We start from the raw sequence: 12693 nt of genomic DNA on the forward strand, positions 1-12693 counted from the left end.
GCTTACAACGGCGAAATGCGGTTCTCCGGTAAAGAGGACGTCATGCGCGTACTGGTGGTGGAGGACGAGGAATTCCTCCGGGAGATGATCGCCGAGGGGCTGCGCCGCGACGCGCTCGCCGTCGACGAGGCGAGCGACGGCCCGGAGGCCCTGCGGCGCCTGCGCCTGGGCGAGTACGACGTCATGGTCCTGGACCGCGACCTGCCCGGCCTGCACGGCGACGAGGTCTGCCGGCAGGTCGTGCGCGAGCGGCTGCTGACCCGCGTCCTGATGCTGACCGCCTCCGGGACCGTACGGGACCGCGTGGAGGGCCTCGGGCTCGGCGCCGACGACTACCTCACCAAACCCTTCGCCTACGACGAGCTCCTCGCCCGCGTCCTGGCCCTCGGCCGGCGCGCCCGCCCCGCCCTGCCGCCCGTACTGGAGCGCGCCGGGATCGCCGTCGACACCGCCCGGCGCAGCGCCACCCGCGACGGGCACCGGCTCGCGCTGTCCCGCAAGGAGTTCGCCGTACTGGAGGCCCTGCTGCGCGCCGAGGGCGCCGTCGTCAGCAACGACGACCTGATCGAGCAGGTGTGGGAGGAGGACACCAGCTACTCCACCAATGCCGTCCGCGTCGCCCTCAGCAAGCTCCGCGCCAAGCTGGGCGAGCCGCCGCTGATCGAGACGGTGCCGGGCGCCGGCTACCGGATCGCCGCGCCGTGACGCGCCGCCCGAAGCCGCGCCGGCCGAAGACCCTTCGCCTCCCGGCCCGCCGCCGGGCCGGGAGAGTGCTGCGCACCGAGCGCGGCCGTCTCACCGCCCTCTACGGCTCGCTGCTGCTCCTCGCGGGCGGCGGACTGGTCGCGCTGGTCTACGTCCTGGTCGGCCAGGGCCTCTACGCGAGCGTCAGCGGGGCCGTCCGCACGGTCAGCCCGGCCTACGTCCTCCCCTCGCCCGGGACCTCACCCGGGGCCACGCCCGGCACCGCCACGCCCGGCCCGCGGGCCGACGTCGGCCGCAGCTGGGAACCGGCGCAGCGGCGGCCCTCGGGCGAGCCGCTCACCCCCGAGGAGCTCAAGGGCTACGCGTTCACCCAGAACCTCTCGGACGCCGTCACCGACGCCACCCGGCACCGGCTGCTGATGTACTCCCTCCTCGCCCTGGCCGTCTTCGCCGTGCTGTCGATCTGGCTCGCCTGGTGGATGGCCGGCCGGGTGCTGCGCCCCGTCGGCGTGATCACCGAGACCGCTCGCCGCCTGTCCGGGGAGAACCTCGACGAGCGGATCTCCCTCGACGCCCCGCCCGGCGAGCTCAAGGAGCTGGCCGACACCTTCGACGCGATGCTGGGGCGGATGGAGCATCTGGTCTCCGCCCAACGGCGGTTCGCCGCCAAGGCGGCGCACGAACTGCGCACCCCGCTGGCCGTGCAGCGGGCGGCCGCCGAGATCGGGCTGGCCGGGGACCCGTCGCCGGAGAAGGTCGCCCGGATCCGCGCGAAGCTCATCGGCGTCGCGGACTCCAGCGAGCACCTCATCGAGTCGCTGCTGCTGCTCGCCGTGTCGGAGCAGGGGCTGGAGGCGACCGGGCCGGTGGACCTGGCGGCGCTCGCGGCGGCCGAGCTGGCGGCCTGCCCGCAGCAGGGGCTGACCGTCGTACGGACCCTGGCGCCGCTGACCGTGACGGGCGACCGGGTGCTGCTCGGCCACCTCCTGCGGAACCTGCTGATCAATGCGGTACGTCACAACCGGGACGGCGGCCGGATGACCGTGGCGACCTCCGCAGAAGGGGAACTGACGGTCTCGAACACGGGTCCGGTGATAGGTCCGGCCGATGTGCCGGGCCTCCTGGAGCCCTTCCGCAGGCGCGCCGAGCGGCAGCACACCGCAGGTGAGGGCGCCGGGTTGGGTCTCTCGATCGTCGCGTCGATCGTGCGGGCGCACGGGGCGGAGCTGGTGGCCGAGGCCAATCCGGGCCCGGACGGCGGTCTGACGGTCCGTGTGCGCTTCCCGGTGTCCGGCGGGACGCGCACACCGCAGGCACACCGCCTCTGAAGACCGCCTGCTGTACGGTCGGTTTAATGAGCAAGCACGCCCGAGCCCGCTCCCGCACGCCCCGCCGTCTGGCCCTGGCCGCCACCCTCGGCCTCGCGACCTTCGCGGTCGGCTTCGTGTACCTCGCCCAGGACCCGGGCGGGGCCGCCGGCGCCGCGCCGCAGGTGCGCACGGACGCCCGCCCGCAGGCCGCGGAGCGCGCCGCCCGTGACGTCCAGCGGTCCGCCCTGCAGGGCCTGACCGGCATCAGCGAGCAGACCCGGGCCCGGATCCCGGCCGAGTCCCGCCAGCTGATCCTGGTCACCGGCAAGGCCGGCGACTCCTCGGAGTCCACCGCCGCGCTCTACACCCGCCCGGCCGCCGGCGCCGACTGGGTGCAGGCCGAGAGCTGGCCGGCGCGCAACGGGGCCAAGGGCTGGTCCGCGGAGCGCACGTACGGGGACCTGACCTCCCCGCAGGGTGTCTTCGCGCTCACCGACGCGGGCGGCCTGCTGCCGAAGCCGCCGGGCACCCGGCTCCCGTACGACAAGAACAAGGGCTTCGTCGCCTCGGGCCGCGGGGTGAACGGCGAGTCCCTGGCGGGCTCCTTCGACTACGTCGTCGCCATCGACTTCAACCGCAGGCCGGGCAGGTCCCCGCTGGACCCGGTCATGCCGGAAGGGGAGGACAAGGGCGGCAACATCTGGCTCCACGTGGACCACGACGGCCCCTCGCAGGGCTGCGTCGGCATCCCGAAGGAGGCCATGAAGAAGGTCCTGGAGACCCTCGACCCGGCGGCGAAGCCGGTCATCGTGATGGGTCCGGAAGGCTTCTGACCCCGGGCCGGACCTGGTTCCGGTTCCCGGGCCCGCCGCCGGGCCGCGGCCGGAGCAGCAGCCCGATGTAGGCGAGGTCGAAGACGCTGCACAGGATCCCCAGCCCGAGGATGAACGGGGAGCCCTCCACCACCCCGAACAGCAGGGTCGGGGCCAGCGTCCCCAGCCACTTGGCGACGGCGATGGTCAGGGACTGCCCGCGCGGCCCCTGCCGGGCGGCGTACAGGGCGATGAACAGGCCGGACATCAGCAGGTTCTGCAGGAAGGCCGAGTACCGGGTCGCGTCGTGCACCCCGAAGTGCGCGAGGAACAGCCACTGCACGGCGAAGCCGGTACCGAACACCAGAACGGACCAGGTGGCGAAGAGCGGCCGGGTCACGAAGTCCGGCAGCTCGGCCCGGCCGAACCGCAGGTAGGTGTAGACGATCACCACGTCGGCCGCCGCCCACACCACGTTCACCACGCCCTGCGCGGAGAGTCCGGCCGTGAACCCGTGGACGGCGTAGGTCGCCTCCCAGGCGAAGTTCAGCGCGAGCGCGGCGACGGGCATCGCGTACGTCCGGTCCCGCAGCCCGACGCGGATCGCCTCCACGTACACGACCGTCCAGGCGATCCCGCTGACCAGCGTGAGCATCAGGTCCATCCGCCGCACCTTAGGGCGTCTCGCAGCTCTCGAACCAGTGGGTGTCGAAGGCTTCTGACCCCGGGCCGGTCAGACACCCAGCTCCAGGACGCGGACCGGCTCGCCCTCCCACCGCTTGGGGAGGGTGGTGGCGATGATCGCCCCTTCGTGCCGTTCGGGCGTGGGCTGGGCCGCGTACTGGGTGTGCGCCGCGGCCCAGGTCTCCCGGCGTGCGAGCGCCAGTGCGGCGGGCAGATCCAGGTCGAGGACGGTGAGGCCCGGCAGGGCGGCGAGGTGCTCCGCCGTGCCGGGCCGGGCGCGGTCGGCCTCGACCAGGGCGCACGAGGGTGCGTAGAGGTACCAGCCGGCCTCGGCGTGCGCGCGGTGGATGAGGCGGGAAGCGAGGACGTTGCCCTGTCCTGCTGCCACCATCGCCGTCTCGTCCAGCACGATGTGCGTTTCCGTCACGGCCCCTCGCCCCCGCCAGGCGCCGGTCCAACTCGCTGTCCAGGTCCTGCTGTTCGGACACGGTCGGGGCGTAGCCGTTCCAGTCCTGCAGTGCGGCGCGGGCGCGCTCGGCCCGCTCGGCCCGCTCGGCCGGCGTGAGCAGCGTCTCGGCGAGACGGGCCAGATAGGCGCGCAGGGACAGCCCCTCGGCGGCGGCTATGGCGGCGAGTCTGTCCTTGGCTTCCTCGGGGATGCGGATGTTGGCGTCGGCCATGAGCGTGCTCCTTCCCCTAGTGCACGGGTACGGGTACGCACCCGTACCCGCAACGTCCGGGGCCTGCGAGGTCCGGCCCTCCCTCTTGCCTGACGGACCGTCAGCTACGACGATGGCCCGGCACCGATAGGACGAATCGGCAGACGAAGGCGAGGCGGGCCCGCCATGGCGCGCGTATTTCCGGAAGGTCGGCTGGTCTACGGGATGCAGCTCCCGATCCAGTCGCAGAGCACCATCTACGCCGAGCCCTGGGAGGCGTCGGCCACCGCCGCGGATCTCGCCGAGGTGGCACGGGCCGCCGACCGGGCCGGCTTCGGGTACGTGGCCACCTGCGACCACGTGGCCGTCCCGCGCCGGCTCGCCGGCCCCATGAGCACCGTCTGGTACGACCCCGTGGCCACCCTGTCCTTCCTCGCCGGCGTCACCGAGAACGTCCGGCTCCTCAGCCACGTCGCGATCCTCGGCCTGCGCCACCCGCTGATCAGCGCCAAGCAGTACGCCACCCTCGACCACCTCTCCGGCGGCCGGCTGATCCTCGGCGTCGGCGCGGGGCACGTCCAGGAGGAGTTCGAGATCCTCGGCGTGGACTTCGCCCGCCGCGGGGCCGTCCTCGACGAGACCCTGGACGCGCTGGGGGCGGCGCTGGGGCCCGAGGAGTACCCGGAGTTCGAGGGCGAGCTGTTCGCCTTCAAGGATCTCGGCCAGCTGCCCCGGCCCGCGCAGGAGCGGATCCCCGTCTGGGTCGGCGGGTCCTCGCCCGCCGCCGTCCGCAGGGCCGCGGTCCGCGGGGACGGCTGGCTCCCGCAGGGGGACCCGCGCGACAAGCTCCCCGCGCAGATCGCCCGCATCAGGGAACTGCGCGCCGGGGCCGGGATCGCCGGCCCCTGCGAGATCGGCGCGATCACCGAGGCGCTGTACGTGGGCGAGCCCGGCTGGGACACCGGCCGCCGGGCCCTCACCGGCAAGGCGGAGGTGCTCGCGGAGTCCCTGCGGGAGTACAAGGCGCTCGGCGTGGACCAGATCCAGGTCCGCTTCCGCAGCCGCGACCGGGCCGAACTCGTCGACCAGATCACCGCTTTCGGCGCCGACGTCGCGCCGCACCTCAACGACTAGGAGCACGGGCATGGGCAAGCTGGACGGGCGCGTCGTCATCATCACCGGCGCGGCACGCGGCCAGGGCGAGCAGGAGGCCCGGCTCTTCGCCGCCGAGGGCGCCAAGGTGCTCCTCGGTGACGTGCTGGACGAGCAGGGCGCGGCGGTGGCCAAGGACATAGGCGAGGACCGGGCCCGGTACGTGCGGATGGACGTGAGCCGCGAGGAGGACTGGGCGGGCGCGGTCGCCGCGGCGAAGGAGGCCTTCGGCCGGATCGACGGCCTGGTCAACAACGCGGGCATCCTGCGCTTCAACGAGCTGACCTCGACCCCGCTGGAGGAGTTCCAGCAGGTGGTCCAGGTCAACCAGGTCGGGGCCTTCCTCGGCATCAAGACGGTGGCGCCCGAGATCGAGGCGGCCGGCGGCGGCACCATCGTCAACACCTCCTCGTACACCGGCCTGACGGGCATGGCGTACGTCGGCACCTACGCCGCCACCAAGGCGGCCATCCTCGGCCTCACCCGGGTGGCCGCACTGGAGCTGGCGGCCAAGGGGATCCGGGTCAACGCGATGTGCCCGGGCGCCGTGGACACCCCGATGGCCAATCCGGGGCTGCTGGACCCGGTGAACATGACCGACGAGGCCCGGGACGCGATGGCGGAGCTCTACAAGCGGGTGGTCCCGATGGGCCGGGTGGGGCAGCCGGAGGAGATCGCCAAGCTGGCGCTCTTCCTGACCGGCGAGGACTCCTCGTACATCACCGGCCAGCCGTTCGTCATCGACGGCGGCTGGATGGCGGGCGTCAGCATCCTGTAGCGGCCCGCCGATCTATCTGATGGAGCGTCAGGTATTGACGCTCCCGCCCCCGCGATGGAACAGTCGAGGCATCGAATCTGACGCAACGTCAGAAACCAAAGGACGGTGAACCCCTTGGAATTCGGGCTCTTTGTGCAGGGATACGTGCCTGAGGCGCGGTCCAAGGTCGACCCCGAGGCAGAGCACAAGGCGCTGATCGAGGAGACCGAGTACGTCATCCAGGCGGACAAGTCCGGCTTCAAGTACGCCTGGGCCTCCGAGCACCACTTCCTGGAGGAGTACTCGCACCTGTCGGCGAACGAGGTGTTCCTCGGGTACCTCGCCCACGCCACCGAGCGCATCCACCTCGGCTCCGGCATCTTCAACCCGCTCGCCCCGGTGAACCACCCGGTCAAGGTGGCCGAGAAGGTCGCCATGCTCGACCACCTCTCCAAGGGCCGCTTCGAATTCGGCACCGGCCGCGGTGCGGGCAGCCACGAGATCCTCGGCTTCCTTCCCGGCATCGAGGACATGAACGGCACCAAGGAGATCTGGGAGGAGACCATCGCGGAATTCCCCAAGATGTTCCTCCAGGAGGAGTACGAGGGGTTCCAGGGCAAGCACTGGTCGCTGCCGCCGCGGAAGATCTTCCCCAAGCCGTACGGGAAGGCGCACCCGGCCATGTGGTACGCCGCCGGGTCCCCGTCCTCGTACGCGATGGCGGCGAAGAAGGGTCTGGGCGTCCTCGGCTTCAGCGTCCAGAAGGTCTCGGACATGGAGTGGGTCCTCGACCAGTACAAGACGGCGATCCGGGAGGCCAAGGCGATCGGCGCCTTCGTCAACGACAACGTGATGGTCACGTCCACGGCGATCTGTGCGGAGACGCACGACAAGGCGGTGGAGATCGCGGTCAACGCGAACATGAACCGCTTCCAGTCGCTGGTCTTCCGCTACCACGACACCTTCCCGCGGCCGGAGGCGATCCCGCAGTGGCCGGAGACCCTGCCGGAGTACAACGCGGAGATCATCGAGCTGCTGATCGCGGAGGAACTGCTCATCTGCGGTGACCCGTCGGAGGTCCGCGCCCAGTGCAAGCGCTGGGAGCAGGCGGGCGCGGACCAGCTCTCCTTCGGTCTGCCGACCGGGGTCTCGTACGAGGACACGATGACCACGATCAAGCTCATCGGCGAGCACGTGATCCCGGAGATAGACACGGACCCGGTGCACCGCACGACTCGCTTCCGTCAGGCCGTCTGACCCGGAGAGCGGGGACGGCGTCTTCCCGGACCGCCGTCCCGCACCGGCCCCGGCCGGGCGGCCTCCGGCCGGGGCCAAAACCAGCCCCGCCGGCGTTTGAGGCGCGGGTCTGTGGCTCCGCCCCGGACCCGCGCCTCAAACGCCGGCGAGGCTCAAAGTGCGAAGGGACGTCATGCTCGACCACCTGATCAAGGGCGCGACCGTCGTGGACGGCACCGGCGCCCCCGCCCGCGTCGCGGACGTGGGGATGCGCGACGGCCGGATAGCCGTGATCGCCGCGCCCGGCAGCGTCACCGAAGAGGCCCGTACCAGCGAGGACGCCACCGGCCTGGTCCTCACCCCCGGCTTCGTCGATCCCCACACGCACTACGACGCCCAGCTCTTCTGGGACCCGTACGCCACGCCCTCCATGAACCACGGCGTGACCACCGTCGCCGGCGGCAACTGCGGCTTCACCCTGGCGCCGCTCAACCCGGCCCGCCCGGAAGACGCCGACTACACGCGCCGCATGATGAGCAAGGTCGAGGGCATGGCCCTCAAGGCCCTGGAGGAGGGCGTCGACTGGACCTGGTCCACCTTCGGCGAGTACCTCGACGCGCTGGAGGGCCGGATCGCCGTCAACGCCGGGTTCATGGTCGGCCACTGCGCCCTGCGCCGTCACGTCATGGGCGAGGACGCCGTCGGCGGGCAGCCCACCCCCGAGCAGATGCAGGAGATGCTCGACCTCTTCCACGACGCCATGAACGCCGGCGCCTGGGGCCTGTCCACCACCCAGTCCTCCACCCACTCCGACGGCTCCGGCGCCCCCGTCGCCTCCCGGCACGCGAAGCCGGCCGAACTCCTCGCCCTCTCCGAGGCCGTCGCCGAACACGAGGGCACCCAGCTCGAAGCGATCGTCGCCGGCTGCCTCGACCAGTTCTCGGACGAGGAGATCGACCTCTTCGTCGACATGAGCGCGGCCGCCGGACGTCCCCTGAACTGGAACGTCCTCACCATCGACGCCTCCGTCCCCGAGCGGGTCCCGCGCCAGCTGATCCCCAGCGAGCGTGCCCGCAAGGCCGGCGGCCGCATCGTCGCGCTGACGATGCCGATCCTCACCCCCATGAACATGTCGCTGGGGACCTTCTGCGCGCTGAACCTCATCCCCGGCTGGGGCGAGATCCTCGGCCTGCCCGTCCCGGAGCGGATCGCGAAGCTCCGCGACGCCGGCGTACGCGCCGAGATGCTGCGCCGCGCCGACAGCAAGGAGGCCGGCGTCTTCCGCCGCCTCGCCAACTTCGGCCGGTACGTCATCGGCGACACGTACAGCAAGGAGAACGAGGGCCTCTCCGGACGCGTCGTCAACGACATCGCGGCCGAGCGCGGCCAGGACCCCTTCCACTGCCTGGTGGAGATCTGCGCCAACGACGACCTGCGCACGGTCCTGTGGCCGATGCCCACCGACAACGACCCGGCCAGCTGGACGCTGCGCGCCGAGACCTGGCAGCACGAGGACGTCATGCTCGGCGGCTCCGACGCCGGCGCCCACCTGGACCGCATGTGCGGGGCCCCGTACACGACGCGCTTCCTCGGCGACTGCCTGCGCGGCCGCAAGCTGGTGCCGCTGGAGCAGGCGGTACGGATGCTCACGGACGACCCGGCCCGGCTGTTCGGGCTGCGCGAGCGCGGCCGCGTCGCCGAGGGCTACCACGCGGACCTGGTCCTCTTCGACCCCGAACGCATCGAGGCGGGCCCGGCGACGCTCGTCCACGACCTGCCCGGGGACAGCCCGCGGCTGGACGCGCGGGCCATCGGCATCGTCTCGGTACGGGTCAACGGCGTGGAGACCATCCGCGACGACGAGGTGACGGGCGCCGTGCCGGGCATCGTGCTCAGGTCGGGCCGGGACACGAGGACAGTGAGCACGCGATGACGGACGCGCAGGCGCAGGAGCTCTACATCGGCGGCGAGTGGGTGGGGCCGGCCGGCGGTCACTACGAGGTGGTCAACCCGGCCGACGAGTCGGTGGTCGGGCTCGCGCCCGAGGCCTCGCGCGGGCAGGTCGAGGACGCGGCCCGCGCCGCGGCCGAGGCCTTCGAGGGATGGTCCCGTACGAAGCCCGAGGCGCGGGCGGCGATCCTCGACCGGGCCGCGGACATCATGCAGCGGGAGTTCGAGCCGTGGACGGCGCTGGCCCGGGCGGAGACGGGCGCGCCGGCCGGGATCGCGCGCGGCATGCAGGTCGGCGTCGGGGTGGCCCGCTTCCGCCGGTACGCGCGCGGGGCCCTCGAACCCGTGGAGAAGGGCCTCCCGCCGCAGGTCACGGAGGCCGGCCCGATGGGGCGGGCGGGCATCCTGGGCGCGCTGGAGGTGCGCCAGCCGGTCGGCGTGGTCACCTGCATCACCTCGTACAACAACCCGTGGGCGAACCCGGCCGGCAAGGTGGCCCCGGCCCTGGCCATGGGCAACACGGTGGTGGTCAAACCGGCCCCGCAGGACCCGCTGTCGGTGTTCAAGATGGCCGCGGCGCTCGCGGAGGCCGGGGTGCCGGCGGGCGTGGTGAACGTGGTGAACGGCCGGTCGGTGGAGGTCGGCGAGGCCGCCGTGGACTCCCCGTACGTGGACATGGTGTCCTTCACCGGTTCCACGGGCGTCGGGCAGCGCATCGCGGAGGTCTGCGGCCGCACGATGAAGCGGCAGCTGATGGAGCTCGGCGGCAAGGGCGCGGCGATCGTCTTCGGGGACGCGGACCTGGACGCGGCCGTGATGGGGATCGGGACGACCTTCTCCTTCTACTCCGGGCAGATCTGCACCGCCCCGACCCGGGTGATCGCGCACCGCTCCGTCTACGACCGGCTGATCGAGAAGCTCACCGGCTACCTGGCCTTCATGAAGGTCGGCGACCCGGCGGCGGCCGGCACGGTGGTGGGCCCGGTGATCTCGGCGGCGCACCGGGACCGCGTGGAGTCGTACGTCGAGCTGGGGAAGAAGGAGGGCGCGCGGATCGCGTACGGCGGCGAGCGCCCGGTGGTGGGGGAGGACGGCAAGGGCTTCTACGTGGCCCCGACCCTCCTCGTCGACTGCACGAACGACATGCGGGTGGTCCGCGAGGAGATCTTCGGCCCGGTGGTCGTGGTCGTCCCCTTCGACGGGGACGAGGACGAGGCGGTCCGGCTGGCCAACGACAGCGACTTCGGCCTGCTGAGCTACGTGTGGTCCGGGGACTCGGCGCGCGCGTTCCGCGTGGCGCGGCGGCTGCGGGCGGGCGGGGTCGGCGTGAACACCATCGGCCGGAACATGGAGGCCCCGTTCGGCGGCTTCAAGCGCAGCGGGGTGGGACGCGACGTGGGCTCGTACGCGCTGCACGCGTACAGCGAGATCCAGTCGATCGTCTGGACGGGTTGAGGCGGGCCGAGGCGGGCTGAGGCGGGCCGAGCCGGGCCGAAGCGCGGCAACGGCCGGCCGGGGGTGTGCTCCCCGGCCGGCCGTCGCGTTCCTACGCGTCCTGGCCGGACCCGTCCGACCAGCTGTAGCCGAGGGACGCGGCGAGTTCGCTGCTGCCCCGCCGGAGGCGGGCGAAGCCCTTCGGGTCGGACCTCGCGATCCGTTCCAGCGCGGCTGCCGCCAGCACCTCGGGCGGGGTGCCGTCGTCGGGCAGGCGCCACTCGAAGTACAGCCGCAGCGGGGTCCCTTCCGGCCCCAGGGCGCCGTCCGGGGGAGTGAACACGAGCCACAGCACCGACGTGTGCGGATCGTTCCAGTCGGTGGCGATCCAGTTGGCGGAGAGGTCCCACCGGCTCAGCAGCTCCGGCCGCTCCCGCAGACCGGCCGCGATCAGCCGCGCCGTGCGCCGGGCCGGCCAGCACCAGGAGTGGTCCCGCTCGGCGCGTTCGACCTCGGCGTCGTAGGCGGCGGCGTCGAAGCGGTACGGGGGCGGTTGCGGGCCCACCGCCCCGCGCCAGCCGTCCCACACCACCTCGGGGCCGTCCCGGCGGATCGTCACGTACAGCGCGCCGCAGCAGCCTTCGGTGCAGTCCGCCTCGGCGAGCAGCACCTCGCGGGGCTCCGGCCCGGCGCGAAGTTCGCCGCGGTCGACCAGGTGCTCGGGAGGGAGGCCCGGCCCCTTCCCGAACAGCGCGGGCAGCAGCGGGAGCCCGTCCACCAGGATCCGGGTCTCGACGGAGTTCGAGTCCGCGGCGTCGTGGACCACGGCCACCTCCCAGCGCGGGTGCGAGCCCCTCGCCGCCGTACCGGCGAACGGTTTGCGCCCGGTACGCCGGATCCAGTCCGCGCGCCGCCGCTCCGCTGCCGGAGCGGGGTCCTCGCCCCCGGACGGTGCGTCGGGTCCGAGGGCCCACGCGGGTCCGGCCAGCAGTCGCTCCAGGCCGCCGAGCAGCGCCTCCCGCCGGTGGGGCCGCCAGTCCAGCAGTGCGGCGGGCCCGCTGTGCAGGTCGAGGGCGATCGAGAGGAGCAGCTCGTGGAGCTCCGGGGTCGGGGGCAGCCGGTCGGCGTACCCGACGAAGTACGCGTACACGTGGGTGGCCGACAGGTAGTCGAGGATCTCGGCCCGGCGCCCCACATCACGGGACATCCGGTGCAGCAGGCGGCCCGTCAGGGCCAGCAGTTCGGGGTCCACGGGGCGGGCGCGCAGCAGCCCGTGCAGGTCGGCGGCCTCGGCGATGCGCCGGGCGGAGAGCAAGGCCCGTGGTTCGTCGGGCACCGCGACCAGCGCGGCCCGGACGGCCTCCGCATCGCCGGTCGCGATCGCCCCGACGAGCGGGGTCAGCTGCTCGGACCGGTCCCGGCCACGGATCACCAGCAGGGCGGCCGCCTGCCGGTCGAGCGGGTCGAGCGCGTCGGCGGCCGCCGGCCCGAAGCTGCTCAGCAGGCCGAGGACCTTCAGGCAGGGCACGTCCTCGGGCTCGCCGAGGCGGGTCAGGAGGCCGAGGCCGACGCCGACGGCGGCCGGGGTGGTGCCGGTACGGGTCAGCTGCCGGGCGGTGCGCCGGGCGGCGTCCTCGTCCGTGAGCGGCAGCCGGGCGGCGGCCGCGCACAGGGCGCGGGAGGGCATGCCGAGCGCGTCGGCCCGCCGGTGGACGGCCTCGGCGGCCCGGACGGGGTCGGTGTCGGCCAGCAGGGGGGTGAGCGCGGAGCTCACTTCGGCCTGCGCCCGTTTCCAGGGCAGGCGGGGGCGGCCGGGTTCCGGCGGGGATCCCTCGGGCAGCGGATAGCCGCGGCGCGGGACCCGGCCCTCCGGCTCGATGCCGTGACGGAAGAGGGCGTAGTCGTACAGGGAGGTCGTCCGGGGGGCGAGCGGCTCGCGCTCGTCGCGGACGCTCATCGGGCGGGGTGGGACTCGATTCCGTAGGTCATGCGAG

Annotated in this window: 11 protein-coding genes and 1 pseudogene; 8 read left to right on the plus strand and 4 right to left on the minus strand. The window is 73.0% G+C overall.

What is annotated here, in order from left to right; translation table 11 throughout:
* The first annotated feature begins 42 nt into the window (after positions 1-42).
* From RIU97_RS23435 to RIU97_RS23445, 3 genes are read left to right on the plus strand one after another with little or no spacing between them, the layout of a single operon-like run.
* Entirely contained in the window at positions 43-705 is a 663-nt protein-coding gene (locus tag RIU97_RS23435) for a response regulator transcription factor (protein WP_404959546.1), read from the plus strand.
* Positions 702-2033: an ATP-binding protein gene (locus RIU97_RS23440; protein WP_404959547.1), complete on the plus strand. Its 1332-nt coding sequence runs from the start codon at positions 702-704 to the stop codon at positions 2031-2033. The genes RIU97_RS23435 and RIU97_RS23440 overlap by 4 nt, the downstream gene beginning before the upstream one ends.
* 26 nt (positions 2034-2059) lie before the next feature.
* Positions 2060-2848 carry a L,D-transpeptidase family protein gene (locus RIU97_RS23445; protein ID WP_404959548.1) on the plus strand — a complete coding sequence of 263 codons (789 nt, stop codon included), beginning with the start codon at positions 2060-2062 and terminating at the stop codon, positions 2846-2848.
* On the opposite strand, the gene RIU97_RS23450 is transcribed toward RIU97_RS23445, so the two are convergent.
* The 3 genes and pseudogenes from RIU97_RS23450 to RIU97_RS23460 all read right to left on the minus strand — a co-directional run.
* Positions 2820-3491 (minus strand): hypothetical protein, encoded by a 672-nt coding sequence (locus RIU97_RS23450; protein WP_404959549.1) that lies wholly within the window; start codon positions 3489-3491, stop codon positions 2820-2822. The genes RIU97_RS23445 and RIU97_RS23450 overlap by 29 nt on opposite strands.
* 69 nt (positions 3492-3560) lie before the next feature.
* Positions 3561-3902: a hypothetical protein gene (locus RIU97_RS23455; protein ID WP_404962912.1), complete on the minus strand. Its 342-nt coding sequence runs from the start codon at positions 3900-3902 to the stop codon at positions 3561-3563.
* A 34-nt stretch (positions 3903-3936) separates the two neighbouring features.
* Positions 3937-4191, minus strand: a pseudogene (locus tag RIU97_RS23460) (hypothetical protein); the annotation flags it as partial.
* Between the two features lie 165 nt (positions 4192-4356).
* Here RIU97_RS23460 and RIU97_RS23465 point away from each other — a divergent pair.
* The 5 genes from RIU97_RS23465 (at position 4357) to RIU97_RS23485 (ending at position 10720) form a co-directional block, all read left to right on the plus strand.
* Positions 4357-5304: a TIGR03619 family F420-dependent LLM class oxidoreductase gene (locus RIU97_RS23465; RefSeq protein ID WP_404959550.1), complete on the plus strand. Its 948-nt coding sequence runs from the start codon at positions 4357-4359 to the stop codon at positions 5302-5304.
* A 10-nt stretch (positions 5305-5314) separates the two neighbouring features.
* Positions 5315-6100 (plus strand): SDR family NAD(P)-dependent oxidoreductase, encoded by a 786-nt coding sequence (locus RIU97_RS23470; protein WP_404959551.1) that lies wholly within the window; start codon positions 5315-5317, stop codon positions 6098-6100.
* A 114-nt stretch (positions 6101-6214) separates the two neighbouring features.
* A complete protein-coding gene (locus tag RIU97_RS23475) occupies positions 6215-7336 on the plus strand; it encodes an LLM class flavin-dependent oxidoreductase (RefSeq protein WP_030706821.1) in 1122 nt (373 codons plus the stop codon).
* A gap of 172 nt (positions 7337-7508) precedes the next feature.
* On the plus strand, positions 7509-9248 hold the full coding sequence (locus RIU97_RS23480; protein ID WP_404959552.1) for an amidohydrolase family protein: 1740 nt from the start codon (positions 7509-7511) through the stop codon (positions 9246-9248).
* Positions 9245-10720 (plus strand): aldehyde dehydrogenase family protein, encoded by a 1476-nt coding sequence (locus RIU97_RS23485; protein WP_404959553.1) that lies wholly within the window; start codon positions 9245-9247, stop codon positions 10718-10720. Before RIU97_RS23480 ends, RIU97_RS23485 begins: the two co-directional genes overlap by 4 nt.
* A 91-nt stretch (positions 10721-10811) precedes the next feature.
* Here the strand turns inward: RIU97_RS23485 and RIU97_RS23490 are convergent, their stop codons facing one another.
* Entirely contained in the window at positions 10812-12656 is a 1845-nt protein-coding gene (locus tag RIU97_RS23490; protein WP_404959554.1) for a hypothetical protein, read from the minus strand.
* Between the last annotated feature and the right edge of the window lie 37 nt (positions 12657-12693).

Source organism: Streptomyces sp. 147326, assembly GCF_045000215.1.
Classification (GTDB): Bacteria; Actinomycetota; Actinomycetes; order Streptomycetales; family Streptomycetaceae; genus Streptomyces.